17 protein-coding genes and 1 pseudogene are annotated in these 25,902 nt (G+C 72.2%); 12 read left to right on the top strand and 6 right to left on the bottom strand.

The window, feature by feature from the left end; translation table 11 throughout:
- Positions 1-109: 109 nt before the first annotated feature.
- From QFW96_RS01465 to QFW96_RS01445, 5 genes are all read left to right on the top strand, one after another.
- Complete coding sequence (locus QFW96_RS01465; protein ID WP_281453630.1) at positions 110-649, top strand: FxsA family protein; 540 nt, start codon at positions 110-112, stop codon at positions 647-649.
- A gap of 224 nt (positions 650-873) precedes the next feature.
- Positions 874-2,493 (top strand): amidohydrolase, encoded by a 1,620-nt coding sequence (locus tag QFW96_RS01460; RefSeq protein ID WP_281453629.1) that lies wholly within the window; start codon positions 874-876, stop codon positions 2,491-2,493.
- Positions 2,494-2,506: 13 nt separating this feature from the next.
- Entirely contained in the window at positions 2,507-4,924 is a 2,418-nt protein-coding gene (gene hrpB / locus QFW96_RS01455) for an ATP-dependent helicase HrpB (RefSeq protein WP_281453628.1), read from the top strand.
- Positions 4,925-5,305: 381 nt separating this feature from the next.
- Positions 5,306-6,559 (top strand): MFS transporter, encoded by a 1,254-nt coding sequence (locus QFW96_RS01450; RefSeq protein WP_281453627.1) that lies wholly within the window; start codon positions 5,306-5,308, stop codon positions 6,557-6,559.
- 9 nt (positions 6,560-6,568) lie between these two features.
- The gene (locus QFW96_RS01445; protein WP_281453626.1) at positions 6,569-9,193 is read left to right on the top strand and encodes a family 78 glycoside hydrolase catalytic domain; all 2,625 of its coding nucleotides are present in this window, start codon (positions 6,569-6,571) and stop codon (positions 9,191-9,193) included.
- Here QFW96_RS01445 and QFW96_RS01440 read toward each other — a convergent pair.
- The 4 genes and pseudogenes from QFW96_RS01440 to QFW96_RS01425 all read right to left on the bottom strand — a co-directional run bounded on the left by QFW96_RS01440 (position 9,159) and on the right by QFW96_RS01425 (position 13,350).
- Positions 9,159-10,016, bottom strand: a complete 858-nt coding sequence (locus QFW96_RS01440) for an SGNH/GDSL hydrolase family protein (protein ID WP_281453625.1) — start codon at positions 10,014-10,016, stop codon at positions 9,159-9,161. The two genes, QFW96_RS01445 and QFW96_RS01440, sit on opposite strands and share 35 nt — an antisense overlap.
- A 197-nt stretch (positions 10,017-10,213) precedes the next feature.
- A complete protein-coding gene (locus QFW96_RS01435; protein WP_281454015.1) occupies positions 10,214-11,395 on the bottom strand; it encodes a MalY/PatB family protein in 1,182 nt (393 codons plus the stop codon).
- A gap of 258 nt (positions 11,396-11,653) precedes the next feature.
- Positions 11,654-11,815: pseudogene (locus tag QFW96_RS01430) on the bottom strand (GNAT family N-acetyltransferase); the annotation flags it as partial.
- 131 nt (positions 11,816-11,946) lie between these two features.
- Complete coding sequence (locus tag QFW96_RS01425) at positions 11,947-13,350, bottom strand: Nramp family divalent metal transporter (RefSeq protein WP_281453624.1); 1,404 nt, start codon at positions 13,348-13,350, stop codon at positions 11,947-11,949.
- Positions 13,351-13,565: 215 nt separating this feature from the next.
- Here QFW96_RS01425 and QFW96_RS01420 point away from each other — a divergent pair, with 215 nt between their 5' ends.
- From QFW96_RS01420 to QFW96_RS01410, 3 genes are all read left to right on the top strand, one after another.
- Complete coding sequence (locus QFW96_RS01420) at positions 13,566-15,920, top strand: xanthine dehydrogenase family protein molybdopterin-binding subunit (RefSeq protein ID WP_281453623.1); 2,355 nt, start codon at positions 13,566-13,568, stop codon at positions 15,918-15,920.
- A 75-nt stretch (positions 15,921-15,995) separates the two neighbouring features.
- A complete protein-coding gene (locus QFW96_RS01415; protein WP_281453622.1) occupies positions 15,996-16,814 on the top strand; it encodes an alpha/beta fold hydrolase in 819 nt (272 codons plus the stop codon).
- A gap of 178 nt (positions 16,815-16,992) precedes the next feature.
- Positions 16,993-18,243, top strand: a complete 1,251-nt coding sequence (locus QFW96_RS01410; RefSeq protein WP_281453621.1) for an MFS transporter — start codon at positions 16,993-16,995, stop codon at positions 18,241-18,243.
- A 248-nt stretch (positions 18,244-18,491) separates the two neighbouring features.
- Here QFW96_RS01410 and QFW96_RS01405 read toward each other — a convergent pair whose 3' ends face one another.
- A complete protein-coding gene (locus QFW96_RS01405) occupies positions 18,492-18,950 on the bottom strand; it encodes an NUDIX hydrolase (RefSeq protein WP_281453620.1) in 459 nt (152 codons plus the stop codon).
- Positions 18,951-19,004: 54 nt separating this feature from the next.
- Here QFW96_RS01405 and QFW96_RS01400 point away from each other — a divergent pair, with 54 nt between their 5' ends.
- Positions 19,005-20,042 (top strand): DNA polymerase IV, encoded by a 1,038-nt coding sequence (locus QFW96_RS01400; protein WP_425524704.1) that lies wholly within the window; start codon positions 19,005-19,007, stop codon positions 20,040-20,042.
- Here the strand turns inward: QFW96_RS01400 and QFW96_RS01395 are convergent.
- A complete protein-coding gene (locus QFW96_RS01395; protein WP_281453618.1) occupies positions 20,007-20,489 on the bottom strand; it encodes an Lrp/AsnC family transcriptional regulator in 483 nt (160 codons plus the stop codon). The genes QFW96_RS01400 and QFW96_RS01395 overlap by 36 nt on opposite strands.
- A gap of 129 nt (positions 20,490-20,618) precedes the next feature.
- On the opposite strand from QFW96_RS01395, the gene QFW96_RS01390 reads away from it, so the two are divergent.
- From QFW96_RS01390 to QFW96_RS01380, 3 genes are all read left to right on the top strand, one after another.
- Entirely contained in the window at positions 20,619-22,910 is a 2,292-nt protein-coding gene (locus tag QFW96_RS01390) for a transketolase-like TK C-terminal-containing protein (RefSeq protein WP_281453617.1), read from the top strand.
- A 234-nt stretch (positions 22,911-23,144) separates the two neighbouring features.
- Positions 23,145-24,062: an acetamidase/formamidase family protein gene (locus QFW96_RS01385; protein WP_281453616.1), complete on the top strand. Its 918-nt coding sequence runs from the start codon at positions 23,145-23,147 to the stop codon at positions 24,060-24,062.
- Between the two features lie 105 nt (positions 24,063-24,167).
- Entirely contained in the window at positions 24,168-25,859 is a 1,692-nt protein-coding gene (locus QFW96_RS01380; protein ID WP_281453615.1) for a TIGR03767 family metallophosphoesterase, read from the top strand.
- Positions 25,860-25,902: the final 43 nt, after the last annotated feature.

The raw sequence follows: 25,902 nt of genomic DNA, 5'->3' as shown, positions 1-25,902 counted from the left end.
GCCCGGGCGTTGTGAGGTTCGCCGGAAATGTCCCGGGGTGGTTTGGGAGAATTTCCGGCCCGTCGTTCGTTGGACGGGGTGCAACGCCTGTGTCTACTGGAGGTCCTGGGTGCCGATCCTCGTGCTGCTCCTCATCGCCGGGGTCGCCGAACTCGCCGTGCTGATCGCGATGGGTCAGGCGATCGGGCTGCTGCCCACGCTCGGCCTGCTCGTGCTGGGCGCGGTCCTGGGCAGCTGGCTGCTGCGCCGCGAGGGGCGCCGCACCCTCGCCGAGGTCCGCGAGGCCGCCAGGATGCGCAGGTCCGCCGACAAGGAGATCTCCGACGGCATGCTCATCGCGGCCGGTGGCCTGCTGATCGTGCTGCCCGGGTTCCTCAGCGACGTCGCCGGGCTCCTGCTGCTCCTGCCGCCGACCAGGGCGGTCGTGCGCAAGCGCATGATGCGCGCCGCCGAGAAGCGCGCCAAGCAGATGCAGGACCAGGTGTGGTTGCACCAGCAGCGGTTCCACCGCGGCGGCGGCCGTCAGGGCGACTTCATCGACGGCGAGGTCGTCGACGAGACCGACGACACCCCGCCGCGTGACACCCCGATCATCCTGCCGCCGCAGCCGGTCCGCTCCGAGCGCCTCGACGAGCCGCCGCAGCGCTGACCGGATCGCTTCCGGGTGCGCGCCGCCTGGAGCGGGGCCTGAGCTTGGCGTTCACGGTTATCGCGACAGGTTCAAGGCCGGGCGGTTAGTGCGGGTAAGCTCGTCAGAACGATCGTTGCCGGTGCGGATCGGGGGCTGAGTTCGATCACGGGATCGGCGCCTTGAGCCGCCCGGCGTGAGCGGACTGCGCAGTTGAACCCCGGAACGCGGAAAGCACGAAGGACATGCCCGAGACCACGTTGTTGCTCGGCGGCCGAATCCACTCGCCCGCCGACGCCGCCGCCACCGCGATGGCCGTCACCGACGGCGTCGTCTCGTGGCTCGGCGCCGACGAGGTCGGCCGTGCGCTGCACCCTGATGCCGAGGTCGTCGACCTCGAAGGCGCGTTCGTCACTCCCGCCTTCGTCGACTCCCACGTGCACGCCACCTCCACCGGTCTGCTGCTGCGCGGCCTGGACCTGACCGGCTGCGCTTCGCTGACGGAGTTCCTGCACGCGCTGCGCGACCACGTGGCCGAGTACCCGGGCGCCCTGGTGTGGGGGCACGGCTGGGACGAGACCTGGTGGCCCGAGCGGAGACCCCCGACGCGCGAGGAGATCGACACCGCTTCCGGTGGCGCCCCGGTGTACCTCTCGCGCATCGACGTGCACTCCGCGCTGGTGTCGACCGCGCTGGTCAACCTCGACCCGCTGGCCCGCGGCGCCGAGGGCTGGAGCGACTACGGGCCGCTGACCCGCGCCGCGCACCACCACGTGCGCCGCGCCGCCCGCGACGCGCTGGGCTCGGGCCAGCGCAAGGAGGCGCAGCTGGCCTTCCTGCAGCAGGCCGCCGCCCGCGGTGTGGCCTGCGTGCACGAGTGCGCCGGGCCGGACATCTCCGGTGCCGAGGACCTGGTGGAGCTGCTCGCGCTGTCGCAGCAGGGCGGGGTGCCCGAGGTCGTCGGCTACTGGGGTGAGCTGGGCGCCGTCGAGCGCGCCCGCGATCTCGGTGCTCGCGGCCTGGCCGGGGACCTGTTCGTCGACGGCGCCGTCGGTTCCCGCACCGCCGCGCTGAGCGAGCCCTACACCGACGACCCGTCCACGGCGGGAGTGCTCTACCTCGACGCCGACGCGGTCGCGGAACACCTGGTGGCCTGCACCCGGGCCGGGATCCAGGCCGGGTTCCACGTCATCGGCGACGCCGGGGTCGCCGAGGTGTGCGCGGGGTTCCGCAAGGCCGCCGAAGTCGTCGGCGCGCCCGCGCTGGCGAGCGTGCGGCACCGCCTGGAGCACCTGGAGATGATCGACGAGGAGCAGGCCGCCGAGCTCGGTTCCTACGGCGTGGTCGCCTCGGTGCAGCCCGGTTTCGACGCCGCCTGGGGCGGTGACGACGACATGTACGCGCGCCGGCTGGGCCTGCCGCGCGGCACCCTGCTCAACCCGTTCTCGCAGCTGGCCGCCCACGGGGTGCTGCTGGCGCTGGGGTCGGACGCGCCGGTGACGCCGGTGGACCCGTGGCGGTCGGTGCAGGCCGCGGTGAACCACCGCACCGACGGGTTCGGGATCTCGCCGCGCGCCGCGTTCACCGCGCACACCCGGGGCGGCTGGCGCGCCGCCGGGGTCGACGACGGTGTGACCGGGACGCTGGTGCCCGGGGCTCCCGCCACCTACGCCGTGTGGGACGCCGGTGAGCTCGTGGTGGCCGCCACCGATTCGCGGGTGCAGCGCTGGTCGACCGATCCGCGTTCGGGCGTGCCGCCGCTGCCGGACCTCTCGCCGCAGGCGCCGATGCCGCGCTGCCTGCGCACGGTCCTGCGCGGCCGGACGATCTTCCAGCACAACCCCGAAGACGACGAGCTCGCGTAAACCCGGGCCGCACATGGAGTTCCCCGATCTCCCGGTCCGCCCGGTCCTGGGTGAGGTCACCTCCGCGCTGACCGGGCACGGCACCGCCGTTCTCGTGGCCCCGCCGGGCACCGGCAAGACGACGCTGGTTCCGCTGGCGCTGGCCGAGGCCGGGTTGCGGGTCGTCGTCGCCGAACCGCGCAGGCTGGCCACCCGCGCCGCGGCCGGTCGGATGGCCGAGCTGCTGGGGGAGCGGGTCGGGCAGCGCGTCGGCTACTCGGTGCGGGGCGAGCGCAAGCGCGGACCGGACACGGTCGTCGAGGTGGTGACCTCGGGTCTGCTGGTGCGCCGGTTGCAGGCCGACCCGGAGCTGTCCGGGGTGGACGTGGTGGTGCTCGACGAGTGCCACGAGCGGCACCTCGACGCCGACCTGCTGCTCGCGCTGCTGCTGGACGCCCGCGAAGGGCTGCGCCCAGACCTGAAGGTGCTGGCGACCTCGGCGACGGTGGCCGCCGAGCGGGTGGCCGACCTGCTCGGCGGTGCGCCCGTGCTGCACGCCCGCGCCCGCACGCATCCGGTGCGCGTCGAGCACGTGCCACCGCAGCGCGGGGAGCGCACCGAGTCCGCCGTGGCGCGGGCGACCCGCGCCGCGCTGTCCGAGCAGGACGGCGACGTGCTGGTCTTCCTGCCGGGCGCCGGTGAGATCCGCCGCGTCGCCGGGCATCTCGCCGATCTGTCCGATGTGGACGTTCTGCCGCTGCACGGCAGGCTCGCGCACTCCCAGCAGGACACGGCTTTGCGGGCGGGGACTCGAAGGCGGGTCGTGCTGGCCACCGCGGTCGCCGAGTCCAGCCTGACCGTGCCCGGGGTGCGGGCCGTGGTCGACTCGGGGCTGGCGCGGGTCTCGCGGACCGACGTCCGGCGCGGGCTGTCCGGGCTGGCGACCGTGCGCGTCTCGGCCGCGGTCGCCGAGCAGCGCGCCGGTCGTGCCGGCAGGCAGGGACCCGGCGTGGTGTACCGCTGCTGGCCCGAGCACGAGCACTCGACGCTGCCGGACTACCCCGAGCCGGAGATCCGCACCGCCGAACTCACCCGGCTGGCACTGGAACTGGCCTGCTGGGGCACTCCCGACGGTTCGGCGCTGTCGTGGTGGGACGTCCCGCCGAGCGGGGCGCTGTCCGCCGGGCGCGAGGTGCTGCGGGGTCTCGGCGCGCTCGACGGGTCCGGGTCGGTCACCGAGCGGGGCAGGCGGATGGCCGGGTTCGGTCTGCACCCGCGCTTGGCGCGTGCCCTGCTCGACGGCGCCGACAGCGCCGGCAGCGAGGTCGCCGCCGAGGTGGTCGCGCTGCTCGACAACGACAACCTGACCACCGAGGTCGACGTGACCACCGCGCTGTCGCGGCTGCGCTCCGGCGGGCCCGGCGCGCAGCGCTGGCGGGAGGAGGCCCGCAGGCTCGCCGCGCAGGTGCCCGACGCGCCGCGCGGCGACGGCGACGAAGCCCTGGTGGTGGCGCTGGCGCAGCCCGAGCGGCTCGCGCGGCGCCGCGGCGAGGACTCCGCCACGTACCTGATGGCCTCCGGGACCGCGGTCGAGCTGCGCTCGGGCTCGGCGCTGCGCGGGTCGGAGTGGCTGGCCGTGGCCGTCGCCGACCGCGCGCCCGGGCGGTCGGCCGGTGTCATCCGGCTCGCCGCCCCCGCCGACGAGGAGCTGGCCCGCCGCGCCGCGCCCGCGCTGCTCTCCGAGGAGGACGAGATCTCCTGGGCCGACGGCGACGTGCGCGCCGTGCGGGTGCGGCGGCTCGGCGCGATCCCGCTGGCGACCAGGCCGCTGCGCGACCCCGATCCGGAGCAGGTCCGGCGCGCGCTGCTGGAGGGCCTGCGCGCCGAGGCGCTGGAACCGCTGCGGTGGAACGACGACGCGCGGCGGTTGCGGCAGCGCCTGGCGTTCCTGCACCGGGCGATCGGCGACCCGTGGCCCGCCACCGACGACGAGTCCCTGCTGGAGGCCGCGGACCGGTGGCTGGAACCGGAGCTCTCCCAGGCGCGACGTCGCGCGGACCTGCGGCTGGCCGCCGGGGAGGCGTTGCGGCGCCTCGTCCCCTGGTCGGAGGTGGGCAGGCTGGACGAGCTCGCTCCCGACCGCATCGCCGTGCCCTCCGGGGCGCAGATCCGCGTGGACTACAGCGCCGAGCAGCCCGCCCTGCCGGTCAAGCTGCAGGAGGTCTTCGGCTGGCAGCGGGCACCGCGCATCGCCGACGGGCGGGTGCCGGTCGTGCTGCACCTGCTCTCGCCCGCCGGGCGACCGGCCGCGGTGACCGGTGACCTCGAATCCTTCTGGCGGAGCGGGTATCCGCAGGTCCGGGCCGAACTGCGCGGCCGCTACCCGAAGCACCCGTGGCCCGAGGACCCCACCGGCGCGACGCCGACGCGGGGGACCAACCGTCGGCGGTGAACGGCGCTGCGCCGGTGGGGTTCTCGAGCCGGGCCGTGCCCGCTCGTGGTCGTGCGGTGTGGAGTTGTCAAGCAGCAATCGAACTGGTGTGCCCATTGTGCCGCACGGGCGAACGCGGGCGCGACCGAATTGGGCCGCACGATCGGTTGGTCGACGCCGTTACGCTGCGAAACTGGCTGGAAGACCGCACCATTGAGTGACCACTGTGGATGTATCCACAGGTCACGCCCATCGTTCGGCTCGGCTGGCCGGAGCTCCGACCGTCACCCGAAATTCCGAACCCGCTCCGCTCGTAGATCGTTAGCATGAAAATCGAGCTCCGCTCAGCGTCCCCGTGCACGCTGCGAACAGGCCGTCGGCACCTCGACCAGGGAGCGTTCGATGGACAGCACCGCGACACCGGCCCGCCCCTGGCGCACCGCGCTCCTCGCCGGCATGGCCTCGTTCCTCGACTCCAGCGCCCTGGTGTCCGCGGGCATCGTCGTCGGCACCCTCTACCCCGAGTCGATGTCGTTGTCGGACGGGCAGATCGGGCTGGTCCTGGGCCTGCAGACGTTGTCGTTCGCGCTCGGCGCGCTGGTCGGCGGGCGGCTCGGCGACCGCTTCGGCCGCCGCAGGATCTTCACCTGGTCGCTGGCCGCCTACGCCCTCGGCGCCGTGCTGCTCGCGGCGGCCACCGGACCGGGACCGCTGGTCATCGGCGCGGTGGTGATCGGTCTGGCGATCGGCGCGGACCTGCCCGTGTCGCTGGCGATGATCAACGAGGAGGCGCCGGAAGGCCGCAAGGCCGCGCTCGTGGTGTTCTCCTCGGTGCTGTGGAACGTCGGCATCGCGGTGACCATGCTGGTCAGCGCACTGCTGTCGGGCTTCGGGGCCGTCGGTGGGCGAATCCTGTTCGGCTACCTCGTCGTGGTCGCGCTGGTGGTGCTCGGACTGCGGCTGACGATGCGGGAATCCGCCGAGTGGCGCAGGGCCCGGAATGCCGTCGAATCGGGGGAGTCGGTGCGGTTCCGCGACCTCCCGCAGCTGCTGCGACCGCCGCTGCTGCCGGGGCTGCTGGCCACGGCCCTCTACTACGCGATGTGGAACGTCGGCGCGAACACGATGGGCCAGTTCGGCTCGTTCCTCCACGTCAACGTCGTCGGCGGCGAGGTCGCCACGTACTCGCTGTTCAGCACCGTCGGACTCGGCGTCGGACTGGTCGCGGGCGTGGTGTTCATGCGCTACGTCGACACGGCCGCGCGCGGGCCGCTGTTCGCCGCCGGGTCGGCGATCACCGTGCTGGCGTGGGTGTTCCCGCTCGTCGTGGGCTTCAGCGAGTTCTCGCTGCTGGCGACGCTGCTGCTGTCCGGGCTGGGCAGCGCCTTCGCCGGCGAGACCCTCTACAAGGTGTGGTCGCAGGAGCTGTTCCCGACGCTGCTGCGCACCACCGCGCAAGGGGTCACGATCGCCTTCGGCCGGGTCGTGGCGGCGCTGATCGGTTTCGCGACCCCGGCCCTGGCCACGGCCAGCGCGGGCGGCACCTTCGCCGGTGTTGCGGTCCTGGCGCTCCTCGCCGCCGGAATCGGCCTGCTCTGGATACCCCGTCTGCCGGGTGCGCGACAGCTCACCTCGGTCGAGAAGAACGCTCTGTGAAAGGAACTCGTGGATCCGCACCTCCCCGACGGCCCCGACCGCTCCGCGCTCTGGATCGGCAGGTGGACCGACCCGGCCCATCGCGTCCTCCGCTCGATCGACTCCGATGGGATCGCCTGGATCGGGCCGGGGGAGTCGCTGGGCCAGACCTTCACCGCGCCGGGCAGGTTCACCGCCGTCGGCGTCGACCTGGTCCGCGAGGGCGAACCTCGCGGCAGGCTGGAGCTGCGCGACGCAGCGGGCGCGGTCCTGGCCGACGCGGTCGTGGAGGTCGGCGGTTTCCGGTGGGACCGCTTCGCCCACTACCTCGAACTCGCCGAACCGGGCGAGCCGGGCGAGCACCGGGTCGAGCTGACCCTCGACCGCGGCCGCGTTGGCTGGCGGACCCGCACGAACGCGACGGAAACCCTCGCCGACGACGGAGTCTCACCGCTCCCGGTGGACGGGCTCGCGCTGCGCGACGGGATGGTCGAACGCGGTGTGCGCGCGATCGGAGTGGACACCGTGCCCGCGCCCAACCCCGTGTTCCGCACCGCCTTCGACGTCCCCGAGGGCGCGCGCGAAGCGCGGCTGACCGCGGTCGGGTTGGGGTACGGCGTGTTCCGGCTCAACGGGCGCGAGGTCACCGAGGACGTCCTCGAACCCGCCCAGACCGCCTACGACCGCACCGTGCTGCACCGCACCTACGAGGTCGCGCTGGAACCCGGCCGCAACACCCTCACCGCCGAGCTCGGCCGCGGCTTCTACGCAGCGCGCGGCGCCAACACGTGGGGCTGGAACCTCGCGCCGTGGCACCGGGAACCGGTCCTGCTCGCCCAGCTGGAGTACCTCGACGCCGACGGGGCCCGCCACGTCGTGACCTCCGGTCCGGACTGGGAGGTCGCGGCCGGTCCGACCACCGAGGACCTGCTCTACACCGGCGAGACCGTCGACGCGCGCACCGAACTTCGCTGGGAACCGGCCATCGCGGTCGCACCCCCGGGCGGGCTGCTGAAGGAGGCGACCGCGCCACCGGTCCGGCGCGCCGAAGTCCTGGCGGCGCAGCGGGAAACGACCGTCGGAGGCACGACCGTGCACGACTTCGGCACCATCCTCGCCGGTCGGCTGCGCTGCTCGATCCGCGGGGAACCCGGAGCGGAGGTCGTCGTGCGCTACGCCGAGCAGCTCGCCGAGGACGGCACCGCGCGCACCGACAACGCCCTGGCCGCCGGGTCGTCCCAGGTCGACCGCTACGTCGTCGGCTCCGGACCGGTCACCTGGGAACCGCAGTTCTCCTACAAGGGGTTCCGCTACGCGAGCGTGCAGGTCCGCGGCAACGCCGTCGTCAGCGACGTGCGGGCGGTGCGGCTGGTCACCGCGGTCGCCGAGGCGGGCTCGTTCGTCTGCGAGGACGAGACGCTGAGCTGGATCGACGCGGCCACGGCGCGCACCTTCCTCAACAACCTGCACGGCGTGCCCACCGACACGCCGGTGTACGAGAAGAACGGGTGGACCGCCGACGCGCACCTGGGCACCGAGGCGGTGCTGCACCACTTCGGGCTGAAGGACTCGCTGGTCAAGTGGCTCGACGATCACGTCGACGCGCTCGACGGGACCGGCATGGTGCCGATGATCGTGCCCACCCCGGGCTGGGGTCGCGAACCCGATCCGGCGTGGAGCGCCTCGATGGTGCTCATCCCGTGGAACCTGTACTGGGAGCACGGCGATCGCGCGTTGCTGGAGCGCTACGGGGACCCGATCCGCGGTTACACCGACCGGCTGCTGGAGCTCGCCGAGGGCGGGTTGTGGCGCGGCGACAGCTGGGGCGACTGGCTCTCGCCCGGGCACTGGCACGCGCCCGAGGGGCCGGAGCCGACGGCGACGATGATGCTCTACCGGGTCGTCTCGCGCGCCGCCGACATCTGCCAGGTGCTCGGGTGGAACGGCGACGCCGAGCGCTACCGCGACGCCGGACGCACGATCGCCGCCGCCTACCACGCGAAGTACTTCGACCAGGCCAGCGCCACCTACCGCTCGCCCGAGGCGGGGTACCGGCAGTCGATGAACGTGCTGCCGCTGGCCTTCGGCGCGGTGCCGACCTACGTCGCCGGGGCCGTCGGCGCGGGTCTGGTCGACCACGTCGAGTACCGCTCCCGGGGGCACCTGGACTGCGGGGCGGTGGCGGCCAAGCACCTGCTGCCGGTGCTGGCCGACGTGGGTCGCGCGGACCTGGCGATCACCGTGGCGACCCGGCCGGACCGGCCCGGTTGGGGCATCTGGCGGCGGCTCGGGATGGAGACGCTGATGGAGTCGTGGGACGAGAGCGCCCGCTCCCACAACCACTACTTCCTCGGTGCGGCCTCGGCGTGGATCCAGCAGCGGGTCGGCGGGTTGCGCGCCACCAGTCCCGGGTGGCGGACCTTCGACATCGCCCCGGTGCAGGACGACCGCGTGACCTGGGCCGACGTCCGCCACACCACGCCGCACGGGCACGCCGGGGTCGCGTGGCGCCGGGACGAGGACGCCTGGGAGTTCGAGGTCGAGGTGCCCGAGGGCAGCGTGGCGACCGTGCGGTTGCCCGGGCAGAGCCCCGCGCGGTTGCCGGGCGGGCGGCACGGGATCAGCCGGCCGGCCACACCCGGGGTGGATCGCTAGGCGCGGTGGGCGCTTCGCTGTCGGCGGCCCGCCCCGGGCGTCGGAAAGCCTTGCGGGCGAACGAGATCAGCGAGTAGAGCGTCAGGTCCCGGGTTCGGCTGAGTACCCACGGGACCCCCTTGATCAGCAGCCAGCGGACGTGGTCGATGCGGGTCACCGGAACACCGCCGGAGCAGGTCAGCGACACCTCCGAGGGCACCAGCAGGCCCTGCCCGGCCAGCCCGGCGGCGAAGGCGGCGGCCAGCATCCGGTGGCCCAGCTCGGAGGGGTGCAGCCGGTCGACGCTCCACGCCGCGCGGTGGTAGGCGCCGGGCAGCCGGTCGAGGTCGACGACCGCGGCCCCGTGCGTCTCGGCGACCGACGTGAGCACGCGGTTGAGCGCGTCGATGCGCCGGTTCAGCATCCGCCGCAGCGGTCCCGGCAGCCGGAAGACCCGGGCGTGGTCGTGGTAGCGGATGGTGACCACCGCCGCGCCCGCCGCCACCAGAGAGCGCACCACGTGGTCGAGCTGCTGCCGCAGCAGTCGCGGGTCGAAGTCGGCGCGCATCGTGTCGTTCATGCCGACCATGAGCACCGCCGCGTCGGGCGCCACCCGCAGCGCGGCGGGCAGCTGGGCGCGCCAGACCTCGGCGACCCGCGCGCCGCTGGTCGCGAGGTTGGTGAAGCGGGCGGCCTCGATCGCCTCGGCGAGCAGCGGCGCGAACCCGCGCCACCGGCCGCCCGCGATCGGATCGCCCATGCCCGCGGCCACGGAGTCGCCGAGCACCGCGAGGCTGCGGACCCTTCGCGAACCGGGGAGCCCGGTCGTCATCGCGTCGTGCACCGGATCATCGTGATCCGGGCAGCTCCTGGCGGGGTAAGACGAGGGTGAAGGCGGAACGACGGGTGGGCGAAAACTCCGGTGTCGGCGAAGCGCGGCAGGGGGCGGTTCTTCCTCGAATCGCCCGCGACCGATGTCCGAAATGTCGGTTCAGTTCGAGGAAGAACCGCCGCCCCTGGTGCGGGGTGCGCCCGACGTGCTCAGCGGTTGCGGGTCGCGGCGGCGAGGTCGGTGATGATGCGTTCGAGCACGGGGCGCGGGGTGGCGAAGTTGAGGCGGGCGTGGCCGCGTCCCTCCTCGCCGCAGGCGGGACCGTCGGTGAGGACCACACCGGCGCGCTCGTGGAAGAACTCGCCGGGGTGGTCGCCCAGGTCCAGGGAGCGGAAGTCCAGCCAGGCCAGGTAGGTGCCCTCCGGCTTCCGGTAGCCGACCTCGGGCAGGTGCTCGGCCAGCAGCGACGCGACGGCGCGGCGGTTGCCGTCGAGGTAGTCGAGCACCTCGTCCAGCCACGGCTGCCCGGCGGTGTAGGCGGCGGTGTTGGCGATGACGCCGAGGTTGGAGGCGCCTTCGGTGACGTGCTCGCCGAGGGAGCGCAGGAGCTCGGCGTCGGCGTCGTTGGACAGCAGCAGCTGGGCGCACTTCAGGCCCGGCAGGTTCCACGCCTTGGACGCCGAGGTCGCGGTGATGGTGTGACCGGCTGCGGTGTCCGACAGCGACGCGTACGGCGTGTGCCGGTGTCCCTCGTGGACCAGCGGTGCGTGGATCTCGTCGGAGAACACCCGGCCGCCGTGGCGGTCGACGACCTCGCAGACCGCCGACAGCTCCTCCTGGGTGAACACGCGGCCCAGCGGGTTGTGCGGGTTGACCAGCACCAGCAGGTTCCCGCCCGCCCGGAACGCCGCTTCCAGGCCGTCGAGGTCGAGGGTGAACCGGTCTCCGTCGTCGACCAGCGGAACCGCGATGAGCTCGCGCCCCATCGCGCCCGGAACCTTCAGGAACGGCATGTAGGCCGGGGTGGGCAGGACGACCTTGCTGCCCGGCTCGCTGAAGTGCTCGATGGTGAGCTTCAGCGCCCGGATGACGTCGGGGATCGCGTGCACGCGATCCGGCTCGATCCGCCAGCCGTGGCGCCGTGCCTGGTAGTCGGCGCACGCCCGGGACAACTCGGCGGTCAGGCGGGGCGGCAGGTATCCGAAGTTCAGCCCGTCGACGCCGGTGTGCAGCGCCTCCAGCACGGCCGGCGAGGTGCCGAAGTCCATCTCGGCGACGAACGCGCCGATCGCGTCCCCGTGCAGCGTCCACTTGAGACCCCCGCGCGCACGCAGGTCCTCGATCGTCACGGCGCTGGTCGTCACGGGGTCGAAAGCGTTGCCCACACTCATCCTCTCCGCAGGTCCTTCTGGAACCAGTGTGAGGCGTAGCGGGCGTCGTTGTAAGCCGGGATTTCGACGTAACCGCGCGTGGCGTACAGACCACGGGCTTCGACCAGATCGGACCGGGTGTCCAGCCGGATCGCGCGATAGCCGAGCGCGGTGGTGGGGGGGGGGGGCGCGCGCCCCCCGCGCCCCCCGCCCCCCACCACCCAGTCCGCGTCCCCGGGCGGCGGGCCGGACGTACATCCGCTTGAGCTCGGCGACGCCGGGGACCTGCGCGCGCACGCCCGCGCAACCGATCGGCTCGGTCCCCTCGCGGGCGATCAGGAACACGCCGGTCGGCGGACCCAGCCCGTCGTCCGGGTCCTCGTCGAGCGCCTCGTCCACCTCGGTCTCGGTGGCCGGGCGGCCGTAGTAGCGGCTCGCCATCTCGTCGGTGTACTCGCGCAGCAGCGAGCGGGCGAGCGGTCCGCCGACCGGTTCGGCGCGGAAATCGAGTTCGGTGTGCACACGACGATTCTCGCCGCCCAGTCCACTGATTTCCGCAGTCCGCCGTTTGCTCAGTCCCCGCCCAGGCCGAAGACCTTGAGCAGGCTGTAGATGCCGAGCAGCGTGATGGCGATGCTGCTGATCAGCAGGATCACGTTGAACCAGCGCCCGCCGTGCAGCTCCGGGTCGACCTGGGTCTTGCGCAGGTACCAGGTCGCGACCACCACGGCGGGCAGGAAGATGCCGGTCGCCACGCCGCCGATCTGCACCATCACCACCGGCGAGGACACCGACAGGTACGTCGCGCCCCACAGGATCGGCAGCACCACGATGAACCCGCGGACCCACTTCTCCCGCGCCACCTGGTTGTTCCAGTCCAGCACGCCGAGGGTGGCCAGGACGTTGGTGTACATCCGCGACCAGCTCGGGATCGAGGCCCACAGCGTGGATCCGAGCACCGCGATCGCGCCGATGAGGAAGCCGATGGCCGCCCACTCGCCGATCACGTCGGTGTACATCTGGGAGAGCGTGGTGATCATCTCGTTGCCCTCGAGCACCAGGCCCTGCGGGTTCAGCACCGCGGCGCCCATGATGAAGAACGCCAGCGTGCCGACGGTGTAGATGATCCAGGAGACGAAGACGTCCTTGTACATCACGCGGATCCAGCCCTGCGCCCGCGCCTTCCACTCGTCCGAGCCGTCGTTGGGGCCGACCCAGCGCGCGTAGCCCTTCTCCACGCACCAGTAGGTGTAGAAGGTGATCTCGTCGGCGCCGACGCCGGTGATGCCGAACATCGCCACCGCGGCGCCGATCGCGCCCGCCGGGATGGTGAAGGTCAGGCCGCTGAGCACGTCCGTGCCGCCGTAGCTGAACGGCGTGAACGGCAGGCCGAGCGCGATGACCACGGTGGCGATGGAGAACACCACGACCAGCGCGAACGCGCCGCGCTCGATGAGGCTGTAGCTGTTGGAGTACAGCAGCGCGATGCTGCCGGCCACCACGATGGCCGTCCACACGCCCAGCGAGGTGGCGCTGAGCGGGTCACCGCCGACCGGGATCAGCATGCTCAGCGCGGAGGCCGTGCCGCCGACGATGCCGCCGATCTGCAGGAACTTCGACAGCGCCATGAGGATCCACAGCACGTTGATCCAGCCGATCCGGCCGATCTTGGGCGGTACCTCGTTGAACCCGGTCAGCGCGGGTTTGCCGGTGAGGATCGTCCAGCGCGCGAGCTCGGCCTGCACCGCGACCTTCACGGCGGTGGACAGGATCACCATCCACAGCAGGACGAATCCCACCTTCGCGCCGAGCGCGGTGGTGGCGATGAGCTCGCCGGAGCCGACGATCGAGGCGCTGACGATCAGGCCGGGGCCGAGATAGCGCAGGCTGCCCGCCCAGCCGGTGGGTGGTTCCTTGATGCCGTCGGCGGTCAGGAGGTAGGGATCGCCGTTGGCGGTCGCGACCTTGGTTCCCATCGGGCACTCCCTTGTGCCTAGAGGTTGTGCGAAAGACATGCGATTTTCACGGTTGTGAAACTTTCGTACGGTTGTGAAAAGCTACCCACGCGAACACGGCCGGTCAATCGATCTGCGAGACCGGGAATTCCGAAGCCCCGAAAACCGTTGATCACCTCCTGCGACGCGGTTTTCGACCGCTGCCGGTGGGCGTTCGGAGGGATAGGGTTCATCGCATGGTTGGTTCGCTTCTGGGGACTGAAGTTCAGCGGGTCGAAGACCCCGACCTGCTCCGAGGCCGGGGCACCTACATCGGCAACCTCGCCGCCGACGGGCTGCTGCACGTCGGGTTCGTGCGCTCGCCCCTCGCGCACGCCGAGATCACGAGCATCGACGCCTCCGAGGCCGCCGCGGCGCCCGGCGTCGTCGGTGCCTACGTCGCCGCCGACCTGGACCTGCCGGTGCCGCCGCCGTTCGTGGTGGTGAACCCCGAGGTCACCCGCCCACCGCTGGCCACCGACCGGGTGCGCTTCGTCGGCGAACCGGTCGCCGTCGTCGTCGGCGAGTCCGCCTCGGCCGTGGCCGACGCGCTCGAACTCGTCGACGTCGACTACCGCGAACTGCCCGTGGTCGCCGACCCGGAGCGCGCGCTCGACGAGGACGCCGAGCTGCAGTTCCCCGAGCTCGGTTCCAACATCGCCGCCGGATACCGCGACCGCGCAGGTGATTCCGCGCTCGACGGCGCGGACGTGGTGGTGCGGGCGCGCATCGAGAACCAGCGGGTGGCGGTGGTCCCGCTGGAGGGCAACGCCGTCGCGGTCCAGCCGGGTGGAGCCGAGCAGGACCACGACATCACCGTGCACGTCTCGACGCAGATGCCGCACGGCGTGCGGGCCGGTCTGGCCAAGGCGTTCGGCTTCGACCTGGAGCGGGTGCGGGTGATCTCGCCGCACGTCGGCGGCGGTTTCGGCGGCAAGGCCGGGGCGATCTCCGAGCACGTGGTGGCCGTCGGTCTCGCGCTGAAGCTCGGGCGCCCGGTGCGCTGGGTCGAGGGGCGTTCGGAGAACATGCAGGGCATGCCGCACGGGCGCGGCCAGGTGCAGTACGCCGAGCTGGGGTTGCGCCGCGACGGCCGGATCGTCGGCATGCGTTGCCGGGTCGTCGGCGACTGCGGCGCCTACGCCGGGTTCGGCGGTTCGCTGGCGCTCGGCCCGACGCGCACGATGGCCCAGGGCGTCTACGACATCCCCAGGATCAGCTACGACGGCATCGCCTCGCTGACCAACACCACCCCGGTCGGCGCGTTCCGCGGCGCCGGCCGCCCGGAGTCCGCGGCGATGGTGGAGCGGATGATGGACCTGGCCGCCGCCGAGCTGGGCGTGGACCCGGTCGCGTTGCGGCGCAAGAACTTCCTGGTCCCCGACAGCTTCCCGTACAAGACGGTCACCGGGGCCACCTACGACAGCGGAGAGTACGCGGTCCCGTTCGACGAGGCGCTGCGGCTGGCCGGGTACGAGGAGCTGCGCGCCGAGCAGGCCCGCCGCATCGAGGTCGGCGAGACGAAGCTGCTGGGCATCGGGGTCAGCGCCTACGTCGAGATCACCGGCGGCGGTTCCGGCGAGTACGCCGAGGTCGAGGTGCACGCCGACGGCGCCCGCATCCGGGTCGGCACCTCCGCGCACGGCCAGGGGCACGCGACGGCGTTCGCGATGATCGTCAACGACACCCTCGGCATCCCGGTGGACAAGATCGAGTTCATCCAGTCCGACACGGCCGAGGTGCCGCGCGGTGGCGGCACCGGCGGGTCCCGCTCGCTGCAGATCGGCGGCAGCGCCGTGCGCCAGGCCGGGACCGAGGTCCTCCGGCGCGCCAAGGAGATCGCTGCGTCCCGGCTGGAGGCGAGCGCCGACGACATCGAGGTCACCGACGCGGGCGAGCTGGGCGTGGCCGGTGTCCCGGGCGCGACCGTGACCTGGGCCGACGTGGTCTCCGAAGTGGCGGACGAGCGGCTGGCCGCCAACGTCGACTTCGCCCCCGACGGGGCGACGTTCCCGTTCGGCGGGCACGTCTCGGTCGTCGAGATCGACGTCGAGACCGGCTTCGTGACGCCGCTGCGGCACATCGCGGTCGACGACTGCGGGCGGGTGCTCAACCCGCTGCTGGTGCGCGGCCAGCAGCACGGCGGCGCCGCCCAGGGCATCGCCCAGGCGCTGTGGGAGCAGGTCACCTTCGACGCCGACGGCAACCCGGAGACGGCGACGCTGGCCGACTACGCGATCCCGTCGGCGGCCGAGCTGCCGTTCTTCGAAGCGTCCAACACCGAGACCCTGACGCCGCTGAACCCGTTGGGCGCCAAGGGGATCGGCGAGTCGGCGACGGTCGGGTCGACCCCGGCGGTGCAGAACGCCGTCGTCGACGCCCTCAAGCACCTCGGCGTCCGCCACGTCGACATGCCCGCCACGCCCGAGCGGGTCTGGCGCGCCATCCGCGACGGCGCCTCGGCGACGTGCTGGCAGGAACCCCCGGCCGCCTTCGCGACGCTGCCGCTGCGCGCCGACGACACCCCGGACGAGGAGGAAGCCGTCGTCTGACGGCCCGGTCCCGGCCGGATTCGAATCCCCTTGCGGGGCACGAGGGTCGTGCCCGCACGAACCACGGAGGTCGGGATGGAGTGGACGCTGGCCGAGGTGTACGAGTCGCCGCACGGGACGGTGCGGTGGGACAGCTTCGGGGAGGGGGAGGACGTCGTCCTGATGCACGGGACGCCGTTCTCCTCCTTCGTGTGGCGGGACGTGGCCAACGCGCTGAGCGCGCGCTACCGCGTGCACCTGTGGGACATGCCCGGGTACGGGACCTCGGCGAAGTTCGAGGGGCAGGACGTGTCGCTGGCCGCGCAGCAGGAGGTGTTCACCGGCTGGCTGCGGCACTGCGGGCTCGACGAGCCCTCGGTGATCGCGCACGACTTCGGCGGCGCGGTGTCGTTGCGCAGCGCGCTGCTCGACGGAGTGCGCTACCGGCGGCTGGCGCTGCTGGACGCGGTGAGCATCCGGCCGTGGGGATCGGAGTTCTTCCGCCTGGTCAACGCCAACGCCGAGGTCTTCGCCGCGTTGCCGCCGCACCTGCACGAGTCCCTGGTGCGCGGCTACCTGGCCACCGCCGCGCACCGCGAGCTGCGCCCCGACGTGCTGGACCGGATGGTGGCGCCGTGGCTCGGCGCGGACGGGCAGCCGGCGTTCTACCGCCAGATCGCCCAGGCCGACGAGCGCTACACCCGCGAGGTCGAGGACCGCTACGGCGAGCTGGAGTGCCCGGTGCTCATCGGCTGGGGGGAGCAGGACTCCTGGCTCCCGGCCGATCGCGGGCGCGAGCTGGCGCGTCGCATCCCGCACGCCCGGCTGGAGTGGATCCCACGTGCCGGACATCTCGTCCAGGAGGACAACCCGGCCCGGGTGACCGCGCTGATCACGGAGTTCCTCGCCTCCTGAGTGCCCACCATGCGGGAGCCCCGTCTCGGGACGTGGTCACCGAGGTTTAGAGTGGGTTCGTCCGTTCGTGTTAATCAGGAGGTTCGGCGCTATGGCTGTCGGCCACACCTCGTCACCAGACGTGCGAGGTTCCGGGGAGGCGGGGTCCGGGCCCCGACGTAATTCGACCCGACAGGTCGTGCTCGCCAGCCTCGTAGGCACCTCGATCGAGTTCTACGACTTCTACGTCTACGCCACGGCTGCGGTGCTGATCTTCCCGAAGCTGTTCTTCCCGGCCGGTGACGACACGGCCGCCACGCTGAACTCGCTGGCGACCTTCGGCATCGCCTTCGTCGCCCGGCCGGTCGGCTCGGCGCTGTTCGGCCACTTCGGCGACCGCATCGGCCGCAAGGCGACGCTGGTGGCGTCGCTGCTGACGATGGGCATCTCGACCGTGCTGATCGGTCTGCTGCCGGGTTACGCGCAGATCGGGATCGTGGCGCCGCTGCTGCTGGCGCTGTGCCGGTTCGGCCAGGGACTGGGCCTGGGCGGCGAGTGGGGCGGCGCGGCGCTGCTGGCCACCGAGAACGCGCCGCCGCGCAAGCGCGCGCTGTTCGGCACGTTCCCGCAGCTGGGCGCGCCGATCGGGTTCTTCTTCGCCAACGGCCTGTTCCTGATCCTCTCCGGCGTGATGTCCGACGACGCGTTCTCCTCGTGGGGCTGGCGGATCCCGTTCCTGGTGTCGGCCGTCCTGGTGATCGTCGGCCTGTGGGTGCGGCTGAGCCTGAGCGAGACCCCGGCGTTCGCGAAGGTTCTGGAGAACAACGAGCGGGCGAAGGTGCCGTTCGTGCAGGTCTTCCGCACCGACTTCAAGGCGCTGGTGCTGGGCACGTTCATCATGCTGGCGACCTACGTGCTGTTCTACCTGATGACGGTGTTCTCGCTGTCCTACGGCACCTCGGACTCGGGCCTGGGCTACGAGCGCTCGACGTTCCTGGTGATGCTGCTGGTCGGCGTGGTGTTCTTCGGTCTGACGGTGCCGGTCGCGGGCCTGCTGGCCGACCGCTACGGCCGCCGCTCCACGCTGTTGGTGACCACCACCGCGATCATCGTGTTCGGCCTGCTCATGGGTCCGTGGTTCGGCGCCCACTCGACGGTGGCGACCGTGCTGTTCCTGGTGGTCGGTCTGGGCCTGATGGGCATGACGTTCGGGCCGATGGGCGCGCTGCTGCCGGAGCTGTTCCCGACCGCCGTGCGCTACACGGGCGCCTCGGTTTCGTACAACATCGCGAGCCTGCTGGGCGCCTCCGTCGCGCCCTACATCGCCACCTGGCTGGCCGGTTCCTACGGCCTCGGCTGGGTCGGCGTCTACCTCGCGGTCGCCGGCGCCATCACCCTCCTGGCCCTCATCGCCAGCAGGGAGACCAGGGAAACCTCCCTGGAATCCTGACCTCTCACCGAACGAGGCCCCGCCCGGAACATCCGGGCGGGGCCTCGTCCTTCCAACGTCCCGCCATCATCCGCAGTGCGCTGGTTGCGGTGTGCGCGTTCGTCGCCAGGGGACAGTTTTAGTCATAATTGTCCGGGCAAAACGGACATTGATCATGGGTGATTATGGCTAAAACTGTCCCCTCCGCAGCGTTGCGGCCCTCCGCGACCCTGCGCCGAGTGTGTTGGTCCGCGGTGTGGTGGCCGGGGTCAGGGGGTGAGGTGGTTGAGGAGGCGGTCCAGGAAGGGGGTTTGGGCCGGGTTGAGCTTGGTGCGGGCCGTTCCCAGGTCGCACCAGAGGGCCCTGTCGACTTCCGGGAAGGACCGGGTTCGGCCTGAGCGAGGCGGCCATTCGAGGTCGAAGGTGTTGCTGCGCAACGACGTCACGTCGAAATCGCCTTCGGCGGCCCAGGCCGTGATGGTCTTGCCGCTGCGCATCTTGACCTCGCCCAGCGGCAGGAGCTCGCGGTCCGGCAGCGTCATGCCGGTCTCCTCGGCGAACTCGCGCAGCGCTGCGAGGCGGGGGTCCTCGTCGGGTTCGTGCTCGCCCTTGGGCAGGCTCCAGGCGCCGTCGTCCTTGTTCTTGAAGAACGGACCGCCCGGGTGCACGACGAGGACCTCCGGCCCCTCGGACCGGTACAGCAGGATTCCGGCGCTGCGCTTGCTCATCCCGGCATTCTCGCGCATCGGCGCGGGACCTGGCGGGAACGGGCGTTTCCAGCGATGCTGATCGGCGTGGAACGGGTGGTGCTGCACATCGACCTCGACCAGTTCATCGTCGCCGTGGAACTGCTGCGGCACCCCGACCTGGTCGGCACCCCGGTGCTCGTCGGCGGCTCGGGCGATCCGACCGAGCGCGGCGTGGTCGCCGGTGCCTCCTACGAGGCCCGCGCCCGGGGCGTGAAGTCGGGAACGCCGCTGCGCACGGCCGCGGCGCGCTGCCCGGAGGCGGTGTTCCTGCCCGCCGACCGCGAGACCTACCTGGCCGCCTCCGCCGACGTGATGACCGCGCTCGGCGAGCTCGGCGGGCTCCTGGAGGTGGTGGGGTGGGACGAGGCGTTCATGCTCGTCGACACCGACGACGCCCTCGACACCGCCCGCTACGTCCAGCGCTACGTGCGCGAGCGGACCGCGCTGAACTGCTCGATCGGCATCGGCGACAACAAGCTGCGCGCGAAACTGGCCTCCGGCATGGGAAAACCCGCCGGGGTGTTCCGCCTCGACGCGTCCAACTGGGTCGAGGTGATGGCCGACAAGCCCACCGACGCGCTGCAGGGCGTCGGCGCCAAGACCGCCAAGAAGCTCGCCGCCCGCGGCATCGCCACCGTCGCCGAGCTGGCGCGCACCCCGATGGCCGACCTGGCGGGCGAGTTCGGGCCCAACATCGGCCCGTGGCTGGTGGCGCTCGCGCACGGCTACGACTCCAGCCCGGTCAGCGACGAGCCGTTCCGGGCCCGCTCGCACGGCCGCGAGGTGACCTTCCAGCGCGACCTGCGTGAGGTCGAGCCGATGCGCGCCGAGATCACCCGGCTGTCCCGCCAGGTCTCCGAGGACCTCGCCGCCGACGACACCCTCGCCCGCCGCGTGGTGGTCAAGGTGCGGGACTCCCGCTTCGGCACCCACACCCACGGCGTCACCCTCGCCGCCCCCACCCGCGACTTCGAACCCATCGACATCGCAGCTCAGGAGGCCCTCGGCCGCTTCCCGCTGGACCGCCCGGTGCGGCTACTGGGAGTCCGCGCGGAGCTTGTCCGCGAGTAGCGGGGTCAGGCGGAACTCGACCAGGGTGCGCATCGCCAGGGAGAAGTTCGTGCGCTCCACGCCCGGGGTGTCGAGGATGCGGCCCGCGATGCGGTACAGCTGGTCGGCGTCGGTGGCCACCACGCGCACCAGCAGGTCCGAGCCGCCGGTGAGGCCGAAGACCTCCACGACCTCCGGGATCTCTGCCAGCTCGGCGGCCAGCCGGTCGAGGTGCTGCTGGGTGACCTGGACGGTGATGAACGCCGTCAGCGGGTAACCCAGGGTGGTCGGGTCGATGCGGCGTTCGAACGCGCCGAGTCGCGGTTCCAGCTTCGCCAGCCGAGCCTGAACGGTGTTGCGGGACAACCCGACTCGATCGGCCAGCGCCACCACGGTCGCGCGCGGCTCGTCCTGCAGCGCCAGCAGCAAGCGGATGTCGATGTCGTCGAGCGGCTCGGCGGTGGGCAATCTGTTCACCTCGTCGGTCGTTCCGGCCCGGTGTCGTGAGCAGATTGCTCGATTCCGCGACCAGGTCTTGTGCAGTGATTGTTGCCTTGGTGTTCTTCTGAGCGCAATGTGGCAACGCGAGGAGGCGTGATGACGAGCGTGGTACCGGCGCGCACCGAGACGGCGGATCTGCGCGAGGTCGAGCAGCGGGTGCTGTGGCTGGCCACCGCGATGATCGACCACGCCAACCGGGTCCGGCCGAACAGCACCGGGCTCAAGGTCGGCGGGCACCAGGCGTCCTGCGCCTCAATGGTGTCGATCATGACCGCGCTGTACTTCGAGCACCTCACCGCCGCCGACCGGGTGTCGGTCAAGCCGCACGCCTCGCCGGTGCTGCACGCCATCAACTACCTGCTCGGATCGCTCGACGAGAAGCACCTGACCACGCTGCGCGAGTTCGGCGGCGTGCAGAGCTACCCGAGCCGCACGAAGGACCCCGACCCGGCCGACTACTCGACCGGCTCGGTCGGCATCGGCGCCACCGCGCCGATCTGGGGTGCCGTGGCTCGCCGCTACGTCGACACCCACGGCGGAGGGGCGGGCGCCGGACGCCAGTACTCGCTGCTCGGCGACGCCGAGCTCGACGAAGGGGCCTGCTGGGAGGCGATCCTCGACCCGACCGTCGCCGACCTGGGCGAGGTCGTGTGGATCGTCGACCTCAACCGGCAGTCGCTGGACCGCGTCGTGCCCAACATCGCCGCGAACCGGCTGCAGGGCATGTTCACCGCCGCCGGCTGGCAGGTGATCACGCTCAAGTACGGCCAGGTGCTGGAGGAGCTGTTCGCCCGGCCCGGGGGTGCAGCGCTGCGCGAGCGCATCGACGGCATGAGCAACCCCGAGTACCAGCGCCTGCTGCGCTGCACCCCGCAGGAGCTGCGCGCGCGGATTCCCGCCGGGGACAGCGCGATCGAGCGCCTGCTGTCCGATGTGGACGACGAGACGCTGGCGGTGGCGATCCGCAACCTCGGCGGCCACGACCTCGACGCGCTGGACTCGGCGTTCCAGGCCATCGACGACACCCGCCCCACCGTCATCTTCGCCTACACCATCAAGGGCTACGGCCTGGCCACCGAGGGACACCCGCAGAACCACGGTTCGCTGCTCGGCGAGGACCAGATGCGGCAGCTGGCCGCGCAGGTCGGCGCCGACCTCGACGACCCGTGGCACCGCTTCGCCGACGACAGCCCGGCCGGGAAGCTCTGCGCCGCAACGGCTTCCCGACTGCGGCGTCGCGAGCGGGCTCGGGTGAAGCCGCCGCGGCTGCCCGCCGACATCGGCCGCACCCCCAGCGGCACCACCACGACCCAGGCCGCGCTGGGGCGCACGCTGCTGGACCTGACCCGCGAATCCCCCGAGGCCGCCGAGCGGATCGTGACGCTGGCGCCCGACGTCAGCTCCACCACCAACCTCGGCGGCTGGCTGAACAAGGTCGGGGTCTGGTCGCCGTCGGAGCGCGTCGACTGGTTCGCCGACGACGCCGAGACCATCCTGCACTGGCGGGAACGCCCGGCGGGACAGCACATCGAGCTCGGGATCGCCGAGACGAACCTGGTGAGCCTGCTCGGCGAGCTCGGCTCGACGTGGAGCCGCTGGGGTCAGCCGCTGCTGCCGATCGGGGTGGTCTACGACTGCTTCCTCGGGCGGGCGCTGGAACCGTGGTCGTTCGGCGTCTACGGCGGCGGCCAGTCGATCCTGGTCGGCACCCCGTCCGGGGTGAGCCTGGCGCCGGAGGGCGGCGCGCACCAGTCGGTCGGCACGCCGTCGATCGGGCTGGAGCAGCCGGGCGTGACCAGCTACGAGCCCGCGTTCGCCGTCGACACCGAGTGGTGCCTGCTCGCGGCGATGTCCCAGCTCGGCAAGCCCGGCGGGTCCTCGTCCTACCTGCGGTTGTCGACGCGCCCGGTGGACCAGTCGCTGGCGTCGGTGCCGGCCGATCCCGCGGCCCGGGAACGCCGTCGCAGGCAGGTCGTCGGCGGCGCCTACGCGCTGCGCCGCGCCGCGGACCCGCAGGTGACGCTGGTCGGCATGGGCGCGCTCATGACCGAGACGCTGGCCGCCGCCGACCGCCTCGCCGAGCAGGGCGTCGACGCGGACGTCCTCTGCGTGACCAGCCCGGACCTGCTCTTCCGCGCCCACCGCGGCGACGCCGACCGCACGATCCTCGACCAGGTCTTCCCGGCCGACCGAGCCCGCCCGATGGTGACCGTCCTCGACGGACACCCGCACGCACTGGCCTTCCTCGCCGGGATCAACCGGACCCGCTCGATCCACTTGGGCGTCACCGGTTTCGGCCAGTCCGGTTCCCTCGACGACGTCTACCGCCACCACGGCCTCGACACCGACACCATCATCAGCTCCGCCCTGGACCTCATCCACCGCTGAGAACCGTTGGTGCGGTCGCCTTGCGCGGCGGTGCGGGTGGCGGGAATCCCGACACCCCCAACTCACCTCATCGAGTGTCCTCACGTCGAAAACCCCGGTTTTCGCGACGTGAAAACCGGGGTTTTCGACACGACGAATGTCGCGGTTCTCGTCGTGGTGGGTGGGGATCGTCACTTGGCTGGGGGAGTTCGCCCTGGTTGGGTGGTGGGGGTTCTCAGGGGTGGAGGTTTCGCGGTGGGTTCTTTCGAGGTTCGGGCTGAGGGCGGGAATCTCGTCGACGTGTTCAACCGGGACAGCGCTCCCGCGGTGAGCGTCGGGGCCGGGGACGTGGTGACCGTGGAGTCGTTGGACTGCGCGGGGCACCTGGAGCGGCAGCGGGTGCCGGGGGAGGAGCGGCCTCGGGCGTTCCCCGGGCGGCGGGGGCATTGCCTGACCGGGCCGATCGCGGTGCGCGGGGCGAAGCCGGGGATGGTGCTGGCCGTGCACTTCGAGGAGATCACGCCTGCCGAGTGGGGGTGGACCGCGGCCGCCGGCAAGGACACCTGGTTGACGCGTCGGCTCCGGGTGGCCGAGGCGGAGCGGGCGTGGTTGTTGTGGGAGCTCGACGGGGAGACCGGGACCGATCAGCACGGGCATCGGGTGCCGCTGGCGCCGTTCCTCGGGGTGGTGGGGATGCCGCCCGCGGAACCGGGTGAGCACTCGACGATCCCGCCGCGGTCCGAGGGCGGCGGCAACATCGACTGCCGCGAGCTGGTGGCCGGGTCGACGCTGTACCTGCCGGTGACGGTGCCGGACGCGATGCTGCTGCTCGGCGACGGGCACGCGCGCCAAGGTGACGGGGAGGTCGGCGGCACGGCCATCGAGTGCGGCATGACCACGCGGGTCCGGCTGGACCTGGTCGTGGACCGGCCGGCGCCGGGCATCCACGCCGAAACCCCGGGCGGCCTGGTCACCTTCGGCTTCGACGCCGACCTCAACGAGGCCACCGCCACGGCGCTGAGCGCGATGGTCGACTGGCTGCAGATCGAGCAGGCCCTCGACCGGCCCTCCGCGCTCGCGCTGGCGAGCACCACCGTCGACATGCGGATCACCCAGGTCGCCAACGAGACCTGGGGCGCGCACGCGGTGCTGCCGACCGGCGTGCTGCGCTGATCCGTTTCGCCGCCGTTCTTCGGCTTTTCACCTGAACTGTGGTGTTCCGCATGCGTTGAACATGAAAGATTTTCTGATCAGTTCCCGGCTGATCAGAGGACCCACATGACGGACTTGAGCAGGCGCGGCTTCATGCTGGCCGCGGGCATGACGGGCGCGGGCATGACGGGCGCGGCGCTCGGATTCAGCGGCACCGCGAGCGCCGCACCAGCGCGAACGACCCTGGACGTGGCCGCCCAACCCGCCTCCGGCGAGGGCTACCGGCGGCTGATCGCCGGCCCGGGCTGGCCGCAGATCGTGCGCACCGACCTCGCCGTCGCCGACCCCGGCCGGATCGACCGCCGCGTCCCGGTCACCGCGTTCACGCAGTTCACCGACCTGCACATCACCGACGCCCAGAGCCCCGCCCGCTTCGAGTACCTGCACCCGCTGGCCGGGGGCGCCTTCCGGCCGCAGGAGACGCTGGGCGCGCTGGCCGCCGCGCACCTCGTGCAGCGGGTCAACCAGCTGCGCACCGGTCCGGTCACCGGGCACCCGATGGACTTCATGATCACCACCGGCGACAGCACCGACAACCACGAGCGCGCCGAGCTCGACTGGTACTTCGCCGTCCTCAACGGCGGCCCGATCGCCCAGAACACCGGTGCCGCGCACTACGAGGGCGTCCAGGACTCCGGCGACCCGCTGTACTGGCACCCCGAGGGCGGGGTCGACGACCGCTACCGCGAGCGCGGGTTCCCGGTGCTGCCCGGACTGCTGACCGACGCGCTGCGCCCCTTCGCCGGCCCGGGCCTGGACATCCCCTGGTACGCGGTGTTCGGCAACCACGACAACAGCGTCATGGGCACCCTCGCGGACCAGGTCATCCCGCGCGTCAACGACTGGTACACCGGCGACCGCAAGATCATCGGCCGGGACGAGCGCGAAGCCGCCGCCGTCGCCGAGATGCTGCGCGGCGGACGCGAGGTCTCCGGGCGGACGATCCTCGGCGGCAACACCGTCGTGCGCACCGTGACCCCCGACCAGCGGCGGCACCCGTTCACCACCGAGGAGTTCATCGCCGCCCACCTCGACGAGGCCCGCACCGGCCCCGGCCCGGTCGGCCACGGCTTCGACGCCGCCGACCCCAAGCCGCACTACACCTTCCGGATCGCGCCCGGCGTCACCGGCATCGCGATGGACTCCACCAACACCGCCGGGCTCGCCGAGGGCTCGCTCGGCCTCGACCAGTACCGCTGGCTGGAGGACGTGCTCACCCGCGGCAGCTCCACCTACTACGACGCGATCGGGCGCAAGCAGACCCAGCACGTCACCGACGAGCTGTTCGTGCTGTTCAGCCACCACACGTCCGGCACGATGACCGCGCTGTGGCCCGACTTCCGCTCGCCCGGCGAGCCCCGCGTCGGCGGCGACGGCGTCGTGCGGCTGCTGCAGCGCTTCCCCAACGTCCTGGCCTGGGTCAACGGTCACACCCACCGCAACACCATCACCCCGCACGGCGCCGACGACCCCGAACGCGCCTTCTGGGAGATCAACACCGCCTCGCACGTCGACTACCCGCAGCTGGCCCGGGTCATCGAGATCGCCGACAACCGCGACGGCACGATCTCGCTGTTCACCACCTTGATCGAGGCCGACAGCCCGTACCAGGCCGACTACGACGACCGCTCACCGGCCGCGCTCGCCGCGCTGTACCGGGAGCTGTCGTTCAACGACCCCAACGCCGACCTCGACCAGCTCGGCGACCACACCGACCGCAACACCGAACTGCTGCTGCCGGGCCGCCTGCCGCGCTGATCCGGAAGGCGCCCGCCGCCCTCGTCGCGCACCCTGGGAGGGA

This window comes from Saccharopolyspora ipomoeae (genome assembly GCF_029952525.1).
Classification (GTDB): domain Bacteria; phylum Actinomycetota; class Actinomycetes; order Mycobacteriales; family Pseudonocardiaceae; genus Saccharopolyspora; species Saccharopolyspora ipomoeae.
Note: the sequence above shows the minus strand (reverse complement) of the source record. Positions and strands in the feature narration are given on the sequence as shown.

What these genes read in the sequence shown, in the direction of transcription:
- QFW96_RS01460 (WP_281453629.1), top strand. Translation starts at nt 874, where the DNA reads ATGCCCGAGACCACGTTGTTGCTCGGCGGCCGAATCCACTCGCCCGCC.
- hrpB (WP_281453628.1), top strand. Translation starts at nt 2,507, where the DNA reads ATGGAGTTCCCCGATCTCCCGGTCCGCCCGGTCCTGGGTGAGGTCACC.
- QFW96_RS01450 (WP_281453627.1), top strand. Translation starts at nt 5,306, where the DNA reads ATGGACAGCACCGCGACACCGGCCCGCCCCTGGCGCACCGCGCTCCTC.
- QFW96_RS01435 (WP_281454015.1), bottom strand. Translation starts at nt 11,395, where the DNA reads ATGAGTGTGGGCAACGCTTTCGACCCCGTGACGACCAGCGCCGTGACG.
- QFW96_RS01425 (WP_281453624.1), bottom strand. Translation starts at nt 13,350, where the DNA reads ATGGGAACCAAGGTCGCGACCGCCAACGGCGATCCCTACCTCCTGACC.
- QFW96_RS01420 (WP_281453623.1), top strand. Translation starts at nt 13,566, where the DNA reads ATGGTTGGTTCGCTTCTGGGGACTGAAGTTCAGCGGGTCGAAGACCCC.
- QFW96_RS01415 (WP_281453622.1), top strand. Translation starts at nt 15,996, where the DNA reads ATGGAGTGGACGCTGGCCGAGGTGTACGAGTCGCCGCACGGGACGGTG.
- QFW96_RS01405 (WP_281453620.1), bottom strand. Translation starts at nt 18,950, where the DNA reads ATGAGCAAGCGCAGCGCCGGAATCCTGCTGTACCGGTCCGAGGGGCCG.
- QFW96_RS01400 (WP_425524704.1), top strand. Translation starts at nt 19,005, where the DNA reads ATGCTGATCGGCGTGGAACGGGTGGTGCTGCACATCGACCTCGACCAG.
- QFW96_RS01390 (WP_281453617.1), top strand. Translation starts at nt 20,619, where the DNA reads ATGACGAGCGTGGTACCGGCGCGCACCGAGACGGCGGATCTGCGCGAG.
- QFW96_RS01380 (WP_281453615.1), top strand. Translation starts at nt 24,168, where the DNA reads ATGACGGACTTGAGCAGGCGCGGCTTCATGCTGGCCGCGGGCATGACG.